The following is a 19811-nucleotide window of genomic DNA, read 5'->3' as shown; positions in this document are numbered from 1 at the left end:
GAAAAATCTTATGTCCGGGCTTCAGGAAGAATATTTACAGCATCAAACAAAAATTGAGCAGCTAAAACTTTCAATTCAATATATACGCTGGTATTTGATTAGCTTAATACTGTTATGTCTGATCTCATATGCTATTTTTTCTTATTATTTTTCATCTTCAATAACCATATTTAACTGGTCTATCGGCCTCACTATTGCATCTTTTACCTGTCTATTATTCGTTCCAAATATTTTAACCCACTATCGTACTATTAATTTTATTAAAAAAGCTGATCTTATATTACAGAGTATTTGTTTTATTTCAGGAATTTTATTAGGGATAACCGTTACAGTTATTCACTTCTATCTTCCTCAAGAGTTAGTTTCGTTACCAGATGCTCATATTTTAATTGCTTTGTTTATCACTTCTGCCCATATCATTGGCCTGACTTTTTTAACGCAACAACCTCGATACTTTTATCTTTTATTCATTCCCAGTACATTACCCCTATTAATCGCTCAATTTACACATACACCCATTACTCAGCTACCTTTTTATTTCGCCTATAATATAGCTTTCATGGCTACAGTACTCTGCGCATACGCAACTCAACGTAACTATCAAAAGATTTCTAAACTATTATTAAAAAATAAACAGCTTGTTCAAATTTCAGATCAACATACTCAGTGGGCTGAAGAATTATGTGTACAACTTCAACAAGAAGTGAATAAATCTAAAGATATTGAAGCCCAGCTCCAATTTAATAACCATTTACTTGAGCAAAAGGTACGTGAACGAACTTACGATCTCACCAAAATGAATGAGCAACTCGAAAGCCATCACTACAATTTAGCTTTTGCACATGAAACGGCTGGCATTCGGCCATGGGACTGGGATATTGAAAATCAAAAATTAGAAATTACGTTTTTCGATCAACAAAAACAAACTCAGACGACCGTTATTCATCTCAATACTATTTTAGATCGTTTACATCCCAGTGATAAAAAGCTTTTTGACGAACGTTTGAAACAACATTTGGACGGAATTACAGATCATTTTAATGTCAATTTTCGAATTTTACGTCGTGATGGTTCTTGGCGATGGATTCATGATGTAGGCCGTGTCATTACAAGAGATCCTAAAACACAAAAAGCGCTTCGTATGGTCGGTATGACCCGAGATATACATCAAGAGAAAAAAGATCAAGAACACTTAAGACTATCGGCAATTGTGCTTGAGCAAGCCGCGGAAGGCATATTTATTTTAGATGAACATCTGAACTATATTGATATTAATCCTTACTACGAAAAATTAACCGGATTTTCTAAATCAGAACTCCTAAATAAAGAATTATTTAGCATTACAATTAATCAAAAAGAACTACAACAACAATTTCATAGCTCAATTACCCAACAGCTCCTCGAAACCGGAGAATATATGGGCCAATTTGACGAAAAGTTTAGTTCTGGCAAAAGCGTATATTTGTGGTTACACATCAATGTGGTCAAAGATGAGTTCAATCAAATCACAAATTATATTGGCTTTGCACGTGACCTCACTGAGCAAAAACGTCAGGAACAGCATCTATCCTATTTAAAAAATTACGATAGTCTCACCCACTTGCCTAATCGCCTTTACTATTACAATCAACTACATCAATATCTTGTAAACCCTTCATATAACATTAAAAACTTAGCATTGATACGAGTAAATATTGACCGTTTTCGAGCTTTTAATGAATTTTTAAATAATGATAGTGGTGATGAACTTCTTAAACAGTTTGCACAACGATTACGCTTAATCAATATTAATGCAATTTTGGTTGCTTATTTAAATAGTGACGATTTTGCAATCATTTATGAAATTTCTCCAATTCATCCAAATATTGAGCAATATTGCCAAAACATCTTGCAAGCGCTCAACGCACCTTTTTATATTGATAATCACGAATATTTTATTACGGCATCTATCGGTGTGGCATGCTTTCCTGAGCATGGCCGACAAATTGATCATCTTAACAACCATGCAGAACAAGCACTTTCAGAAGCAAAACGCTTAGGAGGCAATACCATTTCTTACTATTGCAATAAAGCAGAGCATCCATATAAAACTGCTGACTTAGAACAAGAGTTACGTAAAGCCATTCAAAATGATGAATTTGTCATTTATTACCAGCCAAAAATTAATCTACAAGATCAATCAATTATAGGTTTTGAAGCATTAATTCGCTGGCAACATCCCGAAAAAGGATTAGTAATGCCAAATATGTTTATACCTTTTGCTGAGCGTAGTAGCCTGATTTCAGATATTGGCAAAGTCGTTTTAGATAAAGTTGGAAAACAATTACAAGAATGGAAGAGCCAAGGCTATACAAACATTCAAGTCTCTGTAAATATTGTTGCCCAGCAAATACATCGAGGCTTATTACTCAATGATATTGATGAAATTTTGCAGAAATATAATATACAAGGTTCAGATCTTGAACTTGAGATTACTGAGTCAGCCCTCTTGGACAATACCGATAACGTAAAAACGTTATTACATGCAATAAAACAACGAGATATTTCAATTGCTCTAGATGACTTTGGTACAGGCTATTCCTCTTTAGCTTATCTGACAGAATACCCAATTGATGTATTAAAAATTGACCGTGCTTTTATTTCTAAAATTGGTGATCACAAACAAGAAGCCATTGTAAATGCCATGATTGCGATGGGTAAAAGTATGGGTCTTAAACTGGTTGCCGAAGGTGTAGAAACAGAGGAACAAGTTGCCTATCTACAAAAACAGCAATGTGATTTTTTACAAGGCTATTTCTTTAGTCGTCCTATCCCGGCTGAGCAGATTATTCCTTATCTACAAACAGATTCGCCTATTTCTTAAGGGTTCTCACAGACTATTTTTACATATGCTGCTTTTTCCAAAAATGAGCGTTTTTGACTGTGAGAAATAAAGAAGTAGTGTTATATTCTTTAGCATTTAGCTCACTACAGGGCTATTGGCAATTCGTCTACTATTCTCTTAATTGATAAAAATTAAAGCATAGTAAAAGAACCGAGTTGCCTTCCCCTGAATGAGTGATTTGACTAGTTTGCTTTTTTGTATCAAATAGAGACTCAGATGGACGATCAATCTTTAAAACAGGCCGCTTTAAATTACCATGAATATCCAAACCCAGGGAAAATCAGCGTCACCCCAAGTAAGCAACTTGTCAACCAACGAGATTTGGCTCTAGCCTACTCACCCGGAGTTGCTGCGCCATGTTTAGAGATTGAACGTGATCCATCAACTGCTGCTAAATATACAGCACGCGGAAACTTGGTTGCTGTAGTCACTAACGGTACTGCTGTTCTTGGTTTAGGTAATATTGGCCCATTGGCTTCTAAACCTGTAATGGAAGGTAAAGGCGTTCTCTTCAAGAAGTTTGCTGGTGTTGACGTATTTGACATCGAAATTGCGGAAAACGATCCAGATAAAATCGTGGATATTGTTGCCTCTCTTGAGCCAACTTTCGGTGGTATCAACCTCGAAGACATTAAAGCGCCAGAATGTTTCTATATCGAAAAGAAACTTCGTGAACGCATGAAAATTCCTGTATTCCATGACGATCAACATGGTACAAGTATTATTGTAGGTTCAGCTTTGCTCAATGCATTGCAACTTGTAAATAAGAAAATTGATGAAATCAAAATCGTAGCTTCAGGTGCAGGTGCAGCAGCACTTTCATGTTTAGACTTGCTTTGTGCGCTTGGTGCTAAAAAAGAAAATATTATTGTTGCCGATTCTCGCGGTCTATTAACGACTTCTCGCGAAGGCTTAGACGAATCTAAAAAACGTTATGTTCAAGATATTACAGCATCTCAGCTTCATGAAGTAATGACTGGCGCTGATATGTTCTTGGGTCTTTCTGCTGCTGGTATTCTCACCAAAGAAATGGTGAAACAGATGGCTGAGAACCCTATTATTTTTGCTTTGGCAAACCCAGATCCAGAAATTTTACCTGAACATGCACATGAAGTACGCTCTGATGTCATTATGGCAACTGGTCGTTCTGACTATCCAAACCAAGTAAACAACGCATTATGTTTCCCATACATTTTCCGTGGTGCGCTTGATGTTGGTGCAACTACGATTAATGAAGACATGAAAATTGCATGTGTACATGCAATTGCGCGTATGGCTCATGTAGAAGCTGATGCAGCTACATATGGTGAAAAATCTGCTTCATTTGGTCGTGACTATTTAATTCCACGCCCACTTGATCAACGTTTAATTTTAGAAATTGCACCAGCTGTTGCTAAAGCTGCAATGGACTCAGGTGTAGCAACTCGTCCTATCGAAGATTTCGCTGTGTATCGTCAAAAATTGTCTGAGTTTGTATATAACTCTGCATTCTTGATGAAGCCAATTTTTGCTCAAGCAAAAGCTGATCCTAAACGCATTGCATATGCTGAAGGTGAAGACGAACGCGTATTACGTGCAGTACAAATTGCAGTTGATGAAGATTTAGCTAAACCTATTTTAGTAGGTCGTACGGCTGTAATTGAAGCAAATATCAAAAAATTAGGCCTACGTTTACAACATGGCGTAAATATTGAGATTGTTGATCAAGAACAAAACCCGATGTATGAAGAGTTTTGGAAAGATTACTATCAAACAATGCAACGCAAAGGCATCACTGTTGAATATGCTCAACGTGAAGTTCGCCGTCGTTCAACGTTAATTGCATCTCTACTGGTTAAATTCGGTAAAGCAGACGGTATGTTATGTGGTACTTACAGTAGCTATAACATTCACCTTGACTTTGTACGCAATGTTATCGGTCTTAAAGAAGGCATGAATAACTTCTTCACATTAAATGCATTAATGCTTGAAGATCGCAACTTGTTTATCGCAGATACCTATGTAAACACTAACCCGACTGCTGAACAACTTGCTGAAATGACTATTTTGGCAGCTGAAGAAGTACGTCGTTTTGGTATTACTCCACGTGTAGCACTGCTTTCTCATTCAAGTTTTGGTAGCGACCAAACTGATTCAAGCGCTCAAAAAATGCGTGAAGTTTATCGCATTTTATCTGAACAAGCTCCTGAACTTGAAGTTGAAGGTGAAATGCATGGTGATGCAGCATTAGACGAAAATATTCGTCAATTTGCATTCCCTGGTTCACGTTTTAAAGGTTCTGCAAACTTGCTCATTATGCCAAACCTAGATGCAGCAAATATTTCATTTAACTTGTTGAAAGCGACTTCTGGTAACAACGTTACTATTGGTCCAATTTTGCTTGGCGCAGCAAAACCTGTTCATATTTTGACACCGACAGCAACGACTCGTCGTCTTATCAATATGACTGCTTTAACTGTTGCGGAAATCCAACAACAAGAAAAGTAATTTAGAAAGAGCTTTTTACGAAAAGCCTGTCTAATGACTTGAGAAAACCTCTATTCTGTAGCATGATTGCTTGAAGAATAGAGGTTTTTTCATGCAAGTGTATTTAGTAGGCGGTGCCGTCCGAGATTCTCTACTTGGGCATCCCTATCAAGAAAAAGATTATGTTGTGGTCGGAGCAACGCCTGAACATATGCTCGCCCAAGGTTTTCAACCTGTAGGCAAAGATTTTCCTGTGTTTCTTCATCCTAAAACTAAAGAAGAATATGCACTTGCACGTACTGAGCGAAAGTCTGGTAAGGGCTATCACGGTTTTCAGTTTTTTACTGATACCACAGTAAGTTTAGAAGAAGATTTAATTCGCCGTGATTTAACCATCAATGCCATAGCAATGGATCAAGATGGCAAAATATATGACCCCTATGGTGGTCAGACTGATTTAGAAAATAAAACTTTACGACATGTTTCAGAAGCTTTTGCTGAAGATCCTTTACGTGTTTTACGTGTGGCACGCTTTGCAGCTCGATATTCTTCATATGGCTTTCATATTGCATCTGAAACCTTACAATTGATGCAAACGATGGCTGAATCAGGTGAACTCGATGCATTAACACCAGAACGTGTGTGGAAAGAGACTTCGCGTGCGCTTTTAGAAGACCATGCAGATATTTATTTTCAAACACTACGGGATTGCGGTGCCTTAAAACATCTTTTCCCTGAAATTGACGCATTGTTTGGTGTACCACAACGTCCTGAATATCACCCAGAAGTAGATTGCGGCATACATACCCTAATGTCTTTACAGCAAGCGTGTAAGTCAAACTATTCTCTTGATGTTCGGTTTGCTGTTTTAGTACATGATTTGGGTAAAGCATTAACGCCTGTTAACGAGCTTCCTCGCCATATCATGCATGAAGAGCGTGGCGTGAAACCCGTTACCGAGCTATGCGAACGTTTAAAAGTTCCGACACAAACTCGACAGTTGGCATTATCGGTGTGTAAAGAACATCTAAAATGTCATCAGATTATGTCTTTAAAACCAGGAACTGTATGGCGTCTATTACAACGCCTTGATGTATTACGCCGTCCTGAAAGAGTGGAGGCTTTTGTACAGGCATGTGAGTGCGATGCTAGAGGTCGACTAGGTCTAGAAGATCGCCCCTATCCTCAAGCTCAGTATATGTTAGATGCGATGCAAGTGGTTCGCTCTATTAAAGTTCAGGACTTACCCGAGAACATTAAGGGTGCTGAAATTGGTGAAATGTTAATTCAATGTCGCATTGATGCTTTAACTGAGTTCAAACATCAACATCAAACACCCACACATTCTTAATTTAAGCCAATAAAAAAGCCTCATTACGAGGCTTTTTTATTTTTACTGTTTAGGCAGTGGTATATATTGAGATTGAGTATTTTGGTTTTTTCTTTCCCCAACTGCTACCACAAAGTTTTCTTGCTTCCCAGCTCTCTCAACCACCACATTAATTTCGCTATTAGGCGCTTGTAATGCAACGTAATTAATCAAATGAGAAGCTGAAGTAATTGATTCATTATTAACCTGAATAATTTTATCACCAACTTTAATACCGGCTGAAGCTGCTGGCCCATTTTTCAGAACGTCAGCAACAACAACACCAATTTGTTGTTTCGGCGCCAATACATCGTCTTGTGTAGGCGGCACTAAACTAATGCCTAACCATCCACGTACAACGCGACCATCTTTCAAAATCGAGTTTAATACTTGTTGGCAAATTTTAGCTGGAATTGCGAAACCAATGCCTAAAGAGCCGCCCGACTGCGAGAAAATAGCGGTATTTACCCCAATTAGGTTACCAGCGACATCAATTAAAGCTCCACCTGAGTTACCTGGGTTAATTGCAGCATCTGTTTGAATAAAGTCTTCATAGGTATTGATGCCTAAATCAGAGCGCTCAGTAGCAGAAATAATACCTTGAGTTACCGTTTGCCCTACGCCAAATGGATTACCAATCGCTAAGACAACATCACCCACTTCATTACCACTGAGCTTAAATGGCAACACGGGTAATTTATCTAAATCGATTTTAATTACAGCTAAATCCGTATCAGGATCTGTTCCAACAATAGTTGCCTCTGCACGACGTCCGTCACGTAATGCAACTACAATTTGGTCGGCCTGAGCAATCACATGATTATTGGTAAGAATATAACCATCAGCACGAACAATAACCCCAGAGCCTAAACTATTTTCATTTTGCTGTTGTTGTTCAGGAACCTGATTTCCAAAAAATTCGCGGAATACTGGATCACTTAGCAATGGATGATTTTGTTTAACTTTCTGGGTCGTAAAAATATTAACAACTGCCGGCGCTGCAACTTTTACCGCAGCACTATAAGACACTACCCCGCCCGCTCGTGAAGTATCAACCAGTGGTTCAACTTTTTCGGCAGGCATTTGCACCCCATCAACTGCAACAGTTGGTTTCGGCTGATGGTATTTTTGCCATGCAATAAAACTGGCAATTACAATAATAAGTAACACCCAAGGTAACCATGTAAAGGTGCGGCGCACGTTCATATCCTCTACGCAAAGAAGCTTTTAATTAAATTAATATATTGAACAAAAAGAGTTTTCAGTTAAGCATTTTAAATTAAATATGTCGATATACATAAAAAACTCAAAAAAGATTTGTCTAGCTTTAGTTACACAACAAAATATGTTTCTATAGCTTTAGCAATTATTTACTACTCAATTCAGGAAATATCATGGCGAATTTGCATGAAATTATTCAGTGGTGCGACCAAACCTTAAAAGCAGCAGAATTTAAAGATTACGCACCAAATGGCCTGCAAATTGAAGGTTCAACTGAAGTAAAACGTATCGTTTGTGCCGTTACTGCTTCCGAAGATGCGATTGATGCAGCTATTGCTCAGGATGCCGATCTATTACTCGTACATCATGGTTATTTTTGGAAAGGCGAACCGTACCCAATTACAGGAATGCGCGGTAACCGAATTAAAAAATTAATTCAAAATAATATTTCACTCGTGGCTTACCACCTACCTTTAGATGCACATCCAAGTTTGGGTAACAATGTAGCCATTGCAGAAAAATTGGGCTTACACCATTTAGAACCACTCGATTTATCAGAGAAACACCCAATTGGTAATATTGGTTATTTAGAGCAAGCTGTTTCTGTTGAAGAGTTTAAAGCAAAATTACAAGATAGCTTTGATTTTAAAGTAGTTCACTTACCAGCCGAGAAGAAAAGCATTCAAAAAGTAGGCTTTTGTACAGGTGGTGCTCAAGATTTTATTGCTAAAGCGGCTTTGCAAAATTGCGATGCTTATATTTCAGGCGAAGTCAGTGAACGAACTTTCTATGAAGCAAAAGAATTAGGAGTTCACTATTTTGCGTGTGGTCATCATGCAACTGAACGTTATGGAGTTCAACGTTTAGCACAAGCAATTTCAAAGAAGTTTGCAATTGAAGCTGAATATTTTGAATTGAATAATCCGATTTAATTAAGTCTTTTTTTCAATCTGTGTTATGCGTATTAATTAGATCTTTATTGTGTATAGTTCTTTAAAACGATGCCCTATTGTGAACAGAATCATTTACAATAGAGCCACTTAATTGTATAACCCAGCAAATGCAAGGAATAGGAACATGACAACCATTACTTTACCTGCACTTCCATATGGCTATGATGATTTAGCGCCACATATTAGTAAAGAAACTTTAGAATACCATCACGATAAACACCACAATACCTATGTTGTTAACTTAAACAACTTAATCAAAGGGACTGACCTTGAAGGTAAAACTTTAGAAGAAATCATCAAAGCAACTGCTGGTGATGCATCTAAAGCTGGTATTTTCAATAACGCTGCTCAAGTTTGGAACCATACATTCTATTGGAATTCTATGAAGCCAAATGGTGGTGGTAAGCCTACTGGCGCAATCGCTGCTAAAATTGAAGAAGCTTTTGGTAGCTACGAAAAATTTGCAGAAGAATTTGCTGCTGCTGCAACAACTCAATTCGGTTCAGGCTGGGCTTGGTTAGTTGCTGATGAAGTAAACGGTAAATTATCTATTACTAAAACTTCTAATGCAGACACTCCACTTGCACATGGTCAAATTGCTGTATTAACAATTGACGTATGGGAACATGCTTACTACATCGATTTCCGTAACTTACGTCCTAAATACATCGCAACTTTCTTAGAAAGCCTTGTGAACTGGGACTATGCAAATGCAAAACTTGCAGGCCAACCAGCTGGTGTAGAGAAATAATTTTATTTCTTTATAAAAAACCACCCTATTTTGGGTGGTTTTTTTATTTTTAGCACCTTAAAAGCATATTAATCAAGCAAACGATTCATTTTCTTTAATATTCTTATTGACGCTTTTAGATTTCATCCATAAAATGCGCATCAGATTCTCCAATAGCTCAGTCGGTAGAGCGACGGACTGTTAATCCGCAGGTCCCTGGTTCGAGCCCAGGTTGGAGAGCCATCTACTAATCTCCCATAGCTCAGTCGGTAGAGCGACGGACTGTTAATCCGCAGGTCCCTGGTTCGAGCCCAGGTGGGAGAGCCAAGATTCTAAAAGCCCGCATTTATTGCGGGCTTTTTCTTATCCAATCATTTAATAATTTTCTATTATTGTTAATAAAATCAATGTTTCGAATATTTTTAAACCAAACGATTAGATATTCTCACTAATTCCGTTATTAAGACTTGACCCCGCCCCCTTTCCTGCCTAAAATCCTTTTCCAGATTCTCCAATAGCTCAGTCGGTAGAGCGACGGACTGTTAATCCGCAGGTCCCTGGTTCGAGCCCAGGTTGGAGAGCCAAGATTCTTAAAAACCCACTCATCATGAGTGGGTTTTTATTTGTATGATGCCTTCACATGTTCGAATCGAGTCACTTATTTTTTATTGTTTTAGGTTGCATCAGCACCTGCATCTTTCTTGCTGTTTGTTTACGCCCTTATTTATTTCCAAAACAAAAATTCTTTGCTCGTCCTGTTATTACCAACTTTGAAACTCAAATGTTTATCCGCTTAAAACAAAGTTTTCCAAGTTATCATGTTTTAGCACAAGTGGCTTTTAGCGCTTTAATTACCAGTAAGGACTATAAAATTCGTAGTCAGTTCAACCGTAAAGTTACCGACTTCGTTGTACTTAACGACAAGATGGAAGTAATTGCCATTATTGAACTAGATGACCCTTCTCACCTTGAAAAAGCGGAAGAAGATCGTATGCGTGATCAAATGCTCACAGAAGCAGGTTACATTGTAAGACGTTACACAAATATTCCGACGGTACGTCAACTACAAAAGGATATTCATTAAAAGCTGCTGTTATTTCTTTTCAGAATTTGCTGCTTCTTTCTCAGCTATTCTTTTTGCCATTTCTAGACGTTGCTGTTCATATTGTTTTTTAGTTTTAGCATCACTTTTTGCAGCCAAGAAAAGTATTCCAATAATCAGGAAAGGAATAAGCAAACCTAATCCCATTAATAACCAAGGGACAGATTTTTTTTCAACGGATTGCTGGCTCATAAATGCTTCAAACTCAAACAGTATCAATTTTAAGGTGTGTAACAATATAACAAAAAAGAGCCACTTTATAGTGGCTCTTTTTTTAAGCTAACTTGTAATTAAACAAATAAATCTTAGAACTTACCTGTGCAATGAGGACTTTGGCTAGCATCCTTCTGTGCATCAGTTAGAACAATACCTGTACCCGCTGTCATATTAGTTTGAATAAAATCTACAGCATTTGCATTTTGACATATGATTGCTTGTGTATGAGTTGCATTCGGTACAATAGTTAGCTTATAGCCTTTATCGTAGGCTGCTTGTGGGAAGTACTTCACAGCATTCGCTTTCATATTTGCGAATAAGCCTTGTGTTACTACAGGCAACACAGCTTGATCTTTTTCGCCTTGAACAATAAATACAGGCGTTTTAATGACTTTCTCGACCGTAGCATTAGTCGCAGGTTGGGTTGCTGTCAAGAAGCTTTGAACAACTTGATCCGTCTTGAATTTATTCAGATCAATACCATACTGTGCAATTTGATGTGTAGGATCAGCCAAGAAAGTTAAAATTCCCGCTTTAAACTTCGCTTGTAAGCCATTTGCACTATCAGGCGCAGGATAACTTAAACAAGCGCCATCATCACCTGTACGTCCATAAGCCAACTCTGCAATATCAGCCGCTCCTGATGTAAAAATTGCCTTAAAGTCATAGCTTGGTTGCTGTGCTTTAATCCCCGCACTTGCGAATGCTGCATATGCTAATAATTCAGCATAACCATCTGCAATTTGGTCAATCATTGCCTGACCTTGAGCCGCTGTAATCACATTATTAGCTACTGCATAACGGACTTGGAGTAGGTTCTCGTCCAGCTTATTTACTGCTTTAGGTTTTCCATTTGCATCAAGATTAAATTGTGGGTCAATATAAATTTGAATAATTGTCCCTAAGCTTGATGCAGGTGCTCCTGCTACAGCACCTTTATAACTTACATCTGTATTGGCAAATTCGGCAGTACCCAATGACGCATGTCCACCTTGTGACTGGCCAATCGACATCCAATCACCTTTTAACTGGGCACCATAATGTTCTTTTACTGCTTTTACTGCAGCTAGCGCTGATTTTGCTTCGCTAGATAAGTTTAAGTACGGATGTACCCCTGGTGTACCTAAACCCTCATAATCTGGTGCCACAATCACATAACCAGCCGCCAATAAAGTCTCAGCTAGGATTTTAAATCGTGGATTAATTGTATTCTTACTTGGCGCACAACCATCACCTACCCCAACAGTTCCATGCTCCCACACGACCACGCGATAACCATCTTTTGGTTGTGTTGCTTTGGGGAACAATACCATTGCTGTGGCAGTTGCTGTTTTTCCTTGAACATTTGCCATGTTATAAGTCATTACTTTAATCGTTGAAGCATTATCAACTTGATCTATAGCGTAATTACTTTCAGACAGATAGGTTTTATCAGGGTTCACACCAATATAGTCATCATTATCGTCATTACATGCTGCAAGAAATAATGTTGAAACCGATAATGTTATAGCTAAAGCAATTTTTGACCGTTTCATAAAATATCCTTTTTATGTTATGTGTTATTTATTCCGCATATTTTTATGCACAAATATTAAGGCATAAAAAAAGTGCTCTGCATAGAACACTTTTCAACCTTACGGTCATTTTTACTATATGAAATTTAAAAATATTCCCAGAAAAATGATTAATCCAACCCAGCGATTGTGACGGAATGCCCAAAAACATACTTGAGGGTTGCGGTCTTTGGTTTTAATTGTTTGATATATAAAATCGAATGCAACAACAATTAAAGCAATGATCGCCCATGGAAATAAGATATTTTCTAAATACAGTGCCGAACCAATCAAAACAAGACTGGTTGCTTGTAAAAGCGCAATAATCTGGATGTCATATCGACCAAAAAGAATAGCTGTAGATTTCACACCAATCTTTAAATCATATTCACGGTCAGTAATGGCGTATTGAGTGTCATAAGCGACTGTCCAAGCTAGATTACCAAAATAAAGAAGCCAGCAAGTTATATCTAACGGCTTACCCATCGCAGTAAATGACATTGGAATTCCCCAAGAAAATGCCATACCTAAAACCACTTGTGGTAAATGGGTATATCTTTTCATGAAGGGATATATAAATGCTAAAACTAATCCAGCTAGAGCACAATAGAATGTCGCTAGAGGTAAAAAGAACAACGTACAAGCGCTAGCAAATACTAGCGCTAAAAATACATATATTGCTTCTCTCGGACGAATTATCCCAGTTGCTAATGGACGTGTTTTAGTGCGTTCAACATGTGCATCTACTTTTCGATCAGCAAAGTCATTAATGGCACAACCAGCAGCACGCATAAAAATTGTGCCTAAGACCATTGCCAAAAGAATATGCAATGGCGGCGTTCCTTCTGCCGCAACCCAAAGTGCCCACATGGTTGGCCAAAAGACGAGTTCTGTTCCAACTGGCTTATCAAACCGACATAGATAATAGTATGCTTCTAAACGCTGACGCCATGTGGTATCTGTTGCAGTCGTCATAGTAGTTCCTTGTCGTTCTGCTGATGTAGAAAAGCTTCAAAAGCTGGTAAGAATGTTTCTTGGACTATAAATTTACACCCATGCCAAGTATAGCAACTTTGTCGCGTCCACCCTTCTGGCAAACGAATGACACGGCGGTCACAAAGTGGTGTCGTTCTTTGAAATAGAAAAAATCCAATCGGTGTAGAACCAATATGCTGAAATATGCGGGCTTTTTTTTGTAGGCTTAAAATAGGAAAAATACTTTTTGCTTTAACCCATGGCTCTGCTTCACTGCCATATAAATAAGTCTCACGCACCCATGAGGTGTGAGTATGAGGCATATTCATCCATTGGCTATCTGCAAAAGTTAAACGCTGAAAGTGTTCTTTAAAAGGTTTTACACTGAATTGACCACCTCCAAGATCAGTCAATTGTTGAGTCAGAGAACCAGACGCATACAACCATTTTTTCAACTCAGGATTTAAAGTCTTTTCCTGTTTAAGTACTGGTTGCCGTTTACGCATAATCTGCTCACATGAAAACTCGCACTTAGTTTAACCCAATTTTTTGATAAAAAACGTAGAGAATTCAATCAACATTCCAAGCAATAAAAAAGCCTGCATAAGCAGGCTTTTTTATGAAAATACGTATTACAAGCTGTAGTACATATCAAACTCAACTGGGTGAGTAGTCGTGTTAAGACGACGTACATCTTCAGTTTTAAGTTCGATGTATGCATCAAGCATTTCTTTAGTGAACACGCCGCCTTTTAACAAGAATTCGTGATCTGCTTGAAGTGCTTCAAGAGCCATATCTAAGCTATGAGCAACTGTTGGGATTTTTGCTTCTTCTTCTGGAGGAAGATCATACAAGTTCTTATCAGCAGCTTCGCCCGGATGGATCTTGTTTTGGATACCGTCGATACCAGCCATTAACAATGCAGCGAAACCTAAGTACGGGTTCATCATTGGATCTGGGAAACGAGCTTCGATACGCTTACCTTTAGGGCTAGAAACGTATGGAATACGGATAGACGCAGAGCGGTTACGCGCTGAGTAAGCAAGCATGATTGGCGCTTCGAAGTGAGGAACCAAACGCTTGTATGAGTTTGTAGATGGGTTTGTGATTGCATTCAATGCACGAGCGTGCTTGATAACACCACCGATGAAGTACAATGCCATTTCAGAAAGGCCTGCATATTCATCACCAGCAAACAAGTTCTTGCCATCTTTAGAGATAGACATATGAACATGCATACCTGAACCATTATCGCCTACCATTGGTTTAGGCATAAAGGTTGCAGTTTTTGCATATTGGTGCGCAACGTTCCAAACAGCATATTTGAACTGTTGAACTTCGTCAGCTTTACGTACAAGTGTATTGAAGCTCACACCAATTTCTAATTGGCAAGAAGCAACTTCGTGGTGGTGTACTTCTACACGACCAGGGCCCATGATGTCTTCGATTTTTGCACACATTTCTGCACGCATATCTTGTGAAGAATCAACTGGAGGAACTGGGAAGTAACCGCCTTTAACACGTGGACGATGACCAGAGTTACCAGACTCGTAATCTTTACCAGTAGACCAAGCAGCTTCTTCAGCGATCAATGTATGACGAGCGCCAGACATATCGATGTCCCACTTCACTTCATCAAATACAAAGAATTCTGGTTCTGGACCAAAGAATGCAGTATCACCGATACCTGTAGATTTTAAGTATTCTTCTGCACGGCGAGCAATCGAACGTGGGTCACGCTCATAACCTTGACCAGTTGAAGGTTCAATAACGTCACAAGTCACAACTACAGTTGGTTCAGCAAAGAACGGGTCAACAAAACCAGTTTCTGCATCTGGACGTAAAATCATGTCAGATGCTTCAATGCCTTTCCAACCAGCGATTGAAGAACCATCAAACATTTTACCGTCTTCAAAAGTATCTTCATCAATAGAATCAGCTGGGTAAGTTACGTGCTGTTCTTTACCCTTAGTATCAGTAAAGCGAAAATCGACCCATTTTGCGCCACTTTCTTGTATGAGTTGAAGGACCTTGTTCGCCATGCTCATTTTGCTCCAATGAAATTTTGTTGCACTTGTTAAGTGCGTGTTAATTGCTGGTATTTATAAAGCAAATCCCATACCAACTTTATAAGACTTACCTAAAACATTGAATTGCTTATAACTATCCATGATTTAGGCCCCTTGTCCTGAACCCATTATACTGTTTGCATAGTGAAATGCACCATATTCAGACATTTTCAAATTATGGCATACAAGAATAGCTCGCAACCGCCCTAATTTAGTGCAAAATTGTTGCGCTAATATGAATCATCGCATCAATATCTAACAGTAATTCATGATCATAATACTTTCTTATATAGCAAGCTGGCATTCTTATTACAATGAATAAAAAAATAATAAACGATGACTTATGAAATTTTAACCTTTAGATGAGAACTCAACATCTACTTATGCCTTTGCCAAAAAGGTTTTAATGTAAATATTGCCTTGAAAAGTAATTTTCAAAAAATTTAAATAGTCCTCTTTTGCGTTATACCTCACCCATTAAAATACTGAGGTTTTCTGAAATTATTTTTTTACAGCACTTCTATTTTAAGACTCGTTAAAAACAGCTTAATCCTTATTTTCCTTATAGAGTTCTCTGCTGTGACGCAAGTTTTGGTCAGATTTGGTGCGCTAAAATAATTTTTTCAACGGATAATTTTTTTACCATTTGTTATATACCTTTTTTATACATGACTAACTTGCTTTTCAATTTAAAAAAAACTAAAAAATAAAACATAACTTTTTTTTATAATTAAACAAACTAAAAGTTTGGTTTATTTAACTACAAATATGTTCAAAGGATTTGAAATGAAGCATGAACTCGAACAATGCGACACAGCTTTTTTCGGCCATCCAAAACCCTTAAAAACTTTATTTTTTACTGAACTGTGGGAACGGTTTTCTTACTATGGAATTCGTCCCTTATTGGTTCTTTACATGGTTGCGATGGTCAATGATGGTGGTTTAGGGCTTGATCGCCCTACCGCAGCTGCAATTGTAGGGTTATTTGCCGGCTCTATGTATTTAATGACCGTTTTAGGCGGTTGGATTGCCGATAACTGGTTAGGCCAAGCAAGATCTGTCTGGTATGGTTCCATCATTATTGCATTAGGTCATTTATCGATTGCACTTACTCCTATCTTTGATCAATTCTTTTTTTATTTCGGTTTAGTCCTTATTGTTATTGGTTCTGGGTTGTTTAAAACCTGTATTTCAGTGATTGTCGGAACATTATATAAAGCCCAAGATAATAGACGTGATGCCGGCTTCTCCATTTTTTATATGGGAATTAATATAGGTTCTTTTATTGCTCCTCTTCTTACAGGCTTATTAGCACGTGATCATAACTGGCACTTAGGTTTTGGTATAGGTGGCCTTGGGATGTTAGTTGCATTACTTATTTTTCGTGTATTCGCTATTCCACAGCTACAAGCTTTTAATCAGTTGCGTCAAGAAAATGACAATTGGAATAAACCAATTGTTGAAAATAAAAATGCGCCAAAAATTGCTTTCTCCTTTTTACTATCTGTCGCAGTCGTTATTGCCCTGACCTTCTTTGGTGTCATTCATATCAATCCGGTCGCGGTAGCAACTTATTTAACAGTTGGGATTGGTATTGGGATTATTGCTTATTTTGCATATTTACTACTTTTCCTGAATTTAGAGCAGCATGACAAATTTAAAATTATTATTTGCTTTGTTTTATTAGCAGCATCTGCACTATTTTGGTCTGCCTTTGAGCAAAAGCCCACAACTTTTACTTTATTTGCACAAGATTATACGGACCGTATTGTTTTCGGATTTGAGATCCCAACTGTATGGTTTGAATCAATCAATGCCCTATTTATTATTGTTTTTGCTCCAGTTGCAGCTTGGCTATGGGCGAAGCTAGGTAAGGCAAATAAAGACCCAAGCTATATCAGCAAATTCATTATTGCATTGTTATTCGCAGCAGGTGGCTTTTTGCTCATGTCTCTTGCCAGTCATTTTGCTATTAATGGCGGGGCAGTTTCACCATTTTGGTTAGTCGGTACTTTATTTCTTCTTACCATAGGTGAACTTTGCCTAAGCCCGATTGGCTTATCAACCATGACTAAACTTGCACCTGATGTCATCCGCAGTCAAATTATGGGTCTGTGGTTTACTGGTTCAGCTTTAGGTAATCTGATAGCAGGGTTGATTGGCGGACATGTATCGGCAGATGGCATTAATCACTTACCTACCCTCTTTATGAGATGTGTTTTAGCGTTAGTGATTGGCGCAATCGTGTTATTTTTATTAAAGAAACCTATTTATAGATTAATGAACAAAAGTACCAGTAAAGTTCAACCTGACTTGGAAACCATATGACCAATTTAACTGTTCAAAAAAAGCTAGAGAAACTTCGTGAACTCATGCTTAACCAGCATGTTGATGCGTTAGTCGTCATGAGTGCCGATCCACATATGTCAGAATATTTACCAGATTACTGGAAAGCAAGACAATGGCTTAGTGGCTTTAGCGGTTCTGTTGGAACACTTGTAGTCACTCAAAACTTTGCAGGACTATGGGCAGATGGACGCTATTGGGTACAAGCCGAGCAACACCTTGTCGGAACGGGATTTGAACTTCAAAAACTGACCAGTGATGAATCATCAACACATCTAGCTTGGATTGAAAAAAATCTAAATAAAGCCTCAGTAATTGCAGTAAATGGACATACCCTATCCATTCAACAATTCAAGGCACTCGAACATACCGCAAGACTTAACAACTATAAACTCGAAACTCAACAAGATTTAATTGGAGCCATCTGGTCTGATCGCCCAGAACTTCCATCAAATAAAATTCATTTAATGCCTGAAGGGTTAAACGCCCTCTCTCGTAAAGAAAAAATTCAGGCTATTCGTGAAACTTTACATAGCAAGAATATTAAGGGTCACTTCATTTCATCTTTAGATGATATTGCATGGATCTTAAATGCACGTGGACAAGATGTAGAATACAACCCTGTTTTTCTGTCTCATTTATATATTAGTGAAAAACAAGCTGTTCTTTTTATTAGTGCGGACAAAGTTGATATAGCCATTCAACAAGCTTTTAAAGCTGATGGTATTGAGATTCGTAACTATGAAGATACAGCAACTTTTTTAGCGAATATTTCTGATGTCTCTATACTTTTAGATTCAGCCAAAGTATCGATTTTTCATGAACAAGCCATAGCAAAAGATATTCAAGTTGTATACGACATCAACCCGAGTACGCTTTTTAAATCGCGTAAGCATGAAAGTGAAATAGCTCATATCCGTCATGCAATGGTTAAAGATGGTGTTGCCCTTTGCCACTTTTTCCACTGGCTAGAAAAAGCACTTCATCATCGTGAAAACATTTCAGAACTAACCATTGATGAAAAAATTACAGCTTTCCGTGCTCAGCAAGATGGGTTTATAGGGCCAAGTTTTTCAACTATTGCTGGCTTTAATGCCAATGGTGCTCTACCCCACTACCGTGCGACCGAGGAGCACTATTCATTTATTGAAGGCGATGGGTTATTGCTGATTGACTCAGGTGGGCAATATGTAAATGGAACAACAGATATTACTCGTGTAGTTCCAGTAGGCACGCCAACGCAACCACAAAAACGTGACTATACCTTGGTTTTAAAGTGTCATATTGCTTTGGCAAAAACGATTTATCCAGAAGGTTTAGCTGCACCGCTACTCGATTCAATTTGTCGCCATACCTTATGGCAACATGGTTTAGATTATCGCCACGGAACAGGACACGGCGTAGGCTTTGCGCTTAACGTACATGAAGGGCCACAAGTACTTTCTTATTACGCGCCAGTTCATGCTTACAGCAAACTACGCGCGGGAATGATTCTTTCTAACGAGCCGGGCTTATACCATGAGGGACAATACGGTATTCGCATTGAAAATCTGGTTGCAAACCGTCTTCACTCTGGGTTTGAAAAAACTTATGGTGAGTTTTTGGAGTTTGAAACACTTACGCTTTGCCCAATCCATTTAGACTGTATCGTTGTTGATATGCTTAACAATGAAGAGAAAGACTGGCTAAATACCTATCACCAAATGGTTCAAGAAAAACTAGCTGAACATTTGTCTGGAGAGGTTCTAGACTGGCTGATTTACAACACTCGTGCGATTTAATCTGCTTTTCTAACTAAGGCAGAATACTTTTTAGTTCTAATGAAAAAGCCGATTCTGCCGTAGTTGCACATATCTCTGTTTCTTAACAGGTCTAATATCAATTTAAAGCTGAATTTTTTAGCAAATTTCTAACGAATGAAATAGTT

Annotated in this window: 14 protein-coding genes and 3 tRNA genes; 11 read left to right on the top strand and 6 right to left on the bottom strand. The window is 38.1% G+C overall.

Annotated features, from left to right (window positions below; all coding sequences use genetic code 11):
* The first annotated feature begins 10 nt into the window (after window positions 1-10).
* The 3 genes from ACLBWE_RS06210 to ACLBWE_RS06200 all read left to right on the top strand — a co-directional run bounded on the left by ACLBWE_RS06210 (window position 11) and on the right by ACLBWE_RS06200 (window position 6701).
* Window positions 11-2863, top strand: a complete 2853-nt coding sequence (locus tag ACLBWE_RS06210) for a putative bifunctional diguanylate cyclase/phosphodiesterase (RefSeq protein ID WP_447601772.1) — start codon at window positions 11-13, stop codon at window positions 2861-2863.
* A 237-nt stretch (window positions 2864-3100) separates the two neighbouring features.
* Complete coding sequence (locus ACLBWE_RS06205; RefSeq protein ID WP_045430018.1) at window positions 3101-5371, top strand: NADP-dependent malic enzyme; 2271 nt, start codon at window positions 3101-3103, stop codon at window positions 5369-5371.
* Window positions 5372-5462: 91 nt separating this feature from the next.
* Window positions 5463-6701 carry a multifunctional CCA addition/repair protein gene (locus ACLBWE_RS06200; RefSeq protein WP_045430015.1) on the top strand — a complete coding sequence of 413 codons (1239 nt, stop codon included), beginning with the start codon at window positions 5463-5465 and terminating at the stop codon, window positions 6699-6701.
* Between the two features lie 42 nt (window positions 6702-6743).
* Here the strand turns inward: ACLBWE_RS06200 and ACLBWE_RS06195 are convergent, their stop codons facing one another.
* The gene (locus ACLBWE_RS06195) at window positions 6744-7919 is read right to left on the bottom strand and encodes a S1C family serine protease (RefSeq protein ID WP_447601769.1); all 1176 of its coding nucleotides are present in this window, start codon (window positions 7917-7919) and stop codon (window positions 6744-6746) included.
* 194 nt (window positions 7920-8113) lie between these two features.
* Here ACLBWE_RS06195 and ACLBWE_RS06190 point away from each other — a divergent pair, with 194 nt between their 5' ends.
* The 6 genes from ACLBWE_RS06190 to ACLBWE_RS06165 all read left to right on the top strand — a co-directional run bounded on the left by ACLBWE_RS06190 (window position 8114) and on the right by ACLBWE_RS06165 (window position 10707).
* Entirely contained in the window at window positions 8114-8872 is a 759-nt protein-coding gene (locus tag ACLBWE_RS06190) for a Nif3-like dinuclear metal center hexameric protein (RefSeq protein WP_447601767.1), read from the top strand.
* Window positions 8873-9017: 145 nt separating this feature from the next.
* Window positions 9018-9644: a superoxide dismutase gene (locus ACLBWE_RS06185; RefSeq protein WP_003650584.1), complete on the top strand. Its 627-nt coding sequence runs from the start codon at window positions 9018-9020 to the stop codon at window positions 9642-9644.
* A gap of 146 nt (window positions 9645-9790) precedes the next feature.
* Window positions 9791-9866, top strand: a tRNA-Asn gene (locus ACLBWE_RS06180).
* A gap of 8 nt (window positions 9867-9874) precedes the next feature.
* Window positions 9875-9950, top strand: a tRNA-Asn gene (locus tag ACLBWE_RS06175).
* Between the two features lie 181 nt (window positions 9951-10131).
* Window positions 10132-10207, top strand: a tRNA-Asn gene (locus ACLBWE_RS06170).
* Between the two features lie 56 nt (window positions 10208-10263).
* Complete coding sequence (locus tag ACLBWE_RS06165; RefSeq protein ID WP_281834928.1) at window positions 10264-10707, top strand: DUF2726 domain-containing protein; 444 nt, start codon at window positions 10264-10266, stop codon at window positions 10705-10707.
* Window positions 10708-10716: 9 nt separating this feature from the next.
* On the opposite strand, the gene ACLBWE_RS06160 is transcribed toward ACLBWE_RS06165, so the two are convergent.
* The 5 genes from ACLBWE_RS06160 to glnA all read right to left on the bottom strand — a co-directional run bounded on the left by ACLBWE_RS06160 (window position 10717) and on the right by glnA (window position 15517).
* Window positions 10717-10917 (bottom strand): hypothetical protein, encoded by a 201-nt coding sequence (locus tag ACLBWE_RS06160; RefSeq protein ID WP_447601764.1) that lies wholly within the window; start codon window positions 10915-10917, stop codon window positions 10717-10719.
* A gap of 113 nt (window positions 10918-11030) precedes the next feature.
* The gene (locus tag ACLBWE_RS06155) at window positions 11031-12476 is read right to left on the bottom strand and encodes an alpha/beta hydrolase family protein (RefSeq protein ID WP_447601762.1); all 1446 of its coding nucleotides are present in this window, start codon (window positions 12474-12476) and stop codon (window positions 11031-11033) included.
* A 114-nt stretch (window positions 12477-12590) separates the two neighbouring features.
* Window positions 12591-13469 (bottom strand): 4-hydroxybenzoate octaprenyltransferase, encoded by an 879-nt coding sequence (gene ubiA / locus ACLBWE_RS06150; protein ID WP_447601760.1) that lies wholly within the window; start codon window positions 13467-13469, stop codon window positions 12591-12593.
* Entirely contained in the window at window positions 13466-13975 is a 510-nt protein-coding gene (locus tag ACLBWE_RS06145) for a chorismate--pyruvate lyase family protein (protein WP_281834935.1), read from the bottom strand. Before ACLBWE_RS06145 ends, ubiA begins: the two co-directional genes overlap by 4 nt.
* Before the next feature lie 126 nt (window positions 13976-14101).
* Window positions 14102-15517 (bottom strand): type I glutamate--ammonia ligase, encoded by a 1416-nt coding sequence (gene glnA, locus ACLBWE_RS06140; protein WP_003650573.1) that lies wholly within the window; start codon window positions 15515-15517, stop codon window positions 14102-14104.
* A 789-nt stretch (window positions 15518-16306) separates the two neighbouring features.
* Here glnA and ACLBWE_RS06135 point away from each other — a divergent pair.
* Together ACLBWE_RS06135 and ACLBWE_RS06130 are read left to right on the top strand one after the other, a co-directional pair.
* A complete protein-coding gene (locus ACLBWE_RS06135) occupies window positions 16307-17866 on the top strand; it encodes a peptide MFS transporter (protein WP_080632094.1) in 1560 nt (519 codons plus the stop codon).
* Window positions 17863-19665 (top strand): aminopeptidase P family protein, encoded by a 1803-nt coding sequence (locus tag ACLBWE_RS06130; protein WP_447601756.1) that lies wholly within the window; start codon window positions 17863-17865, stop codon window positions 19663-19665. The genes ACLBWE_RS06135 and ACLBWE_RS06130 overlap by 4 nt, the downstream gene beginning before the upstream one ends.
* Window positions 19666-19811: the final 146 nt, after the last annotated feature.

The sequence above is a fragment of the Acinetobacter sp. M5A5_2a genome (assembly GCF_053345265.1).
This window is presented reverse-complemented; position numbering and strand designations above follow the sequence as displayed.

Coding starts and splice junctions, on each gene's coding strand:
- ACLBWE_RS06210 (WP_447601772.1), top strand. CDS start 11: ATGTCCGGGCTTCAGGAAGAATATTTACAGCATCAAACAAAAATTGAG.
- ACLBWE_RS06205 (WP_045430018.1), top strand. CDS start 3,101: ATGGACGATCAATCTTTAAAACAGGCCGCTTTAAATTACCATGAATAT.
- ACLBWE_RS06200 (WP_045430015.1), top strand. CDS start 5,463: ATGCAAGTGTATTTAGTAGGCGGTGCCGTCCGAGATTCTCTACTTGGG.
- ACLBWE_RS06190 (WP_447601767.1), top strand. CDS start 8,114: ATGGCGAATTTGCATGAAATTATTCAGTGGTGCGACCAAACCTTAAAA.
- ACLBWE_RS06185 (WP_003650584.1), top strand. CDS start 9,018: ATGACAACCATTACTTTACCTGCACTTCCATATGGCTATGATGATTTA.
- ACLBWE_RS06165 (WP_281834928.1), top strand. CDS start 10,264: ATGTTCGAATCGAGTCACTTATTTTTTATTGTTTTAGGTTGCATCAGC.
- ACLBWE_RS06160 (WP_447601764.1), bottom strand. CDS start 10,917: ATGAGCCAGCAATCCGTTGAAAAAAAATCTGTCCCTTGGTTATTAATG.
- ACLBWE_RS06155 (WP_447601762.1), bottom strand. CDS start 12,476: ATGAAACGGTCAAAAATTGCTTTAGCTATAACATTATCGGTTTCAACA.
- ubiA (WP_447601760.1), bottom strand. CDS start 13,469: ATGACGACTGCAACAGATACCACATGGCGTCAGCGTTTAGAAGCATAC.
- ACLBWE_RS06145 (WP_281834935.1), bottom strand. CDS start 13,975: ATGCGTAAACGGCAACCAGTACTTAAACAGGAAAAGACTTTAAATCCT.
- glnA (WP_003650573.1), bottom strand. CDS start 15,517: ATGAGCATGGCGAACAAGGTCCTTCAACTCATACAAGAAAGTGGCGCA.
- ACLBWE_RS06135 (WP_080632094.1), top strand. CDS start 16,307: ATGTTCAAAGGATTTGAAATGAAGCATGAACTCGAACAATGCGACACA.
- ACLBWE_RS06130 (WP_447601756.1), top strand. CDS start 17,863: ATGACCAATTTAACTGTTCAAAAAAAGCTAGAGAAACTTCGTGAACTC.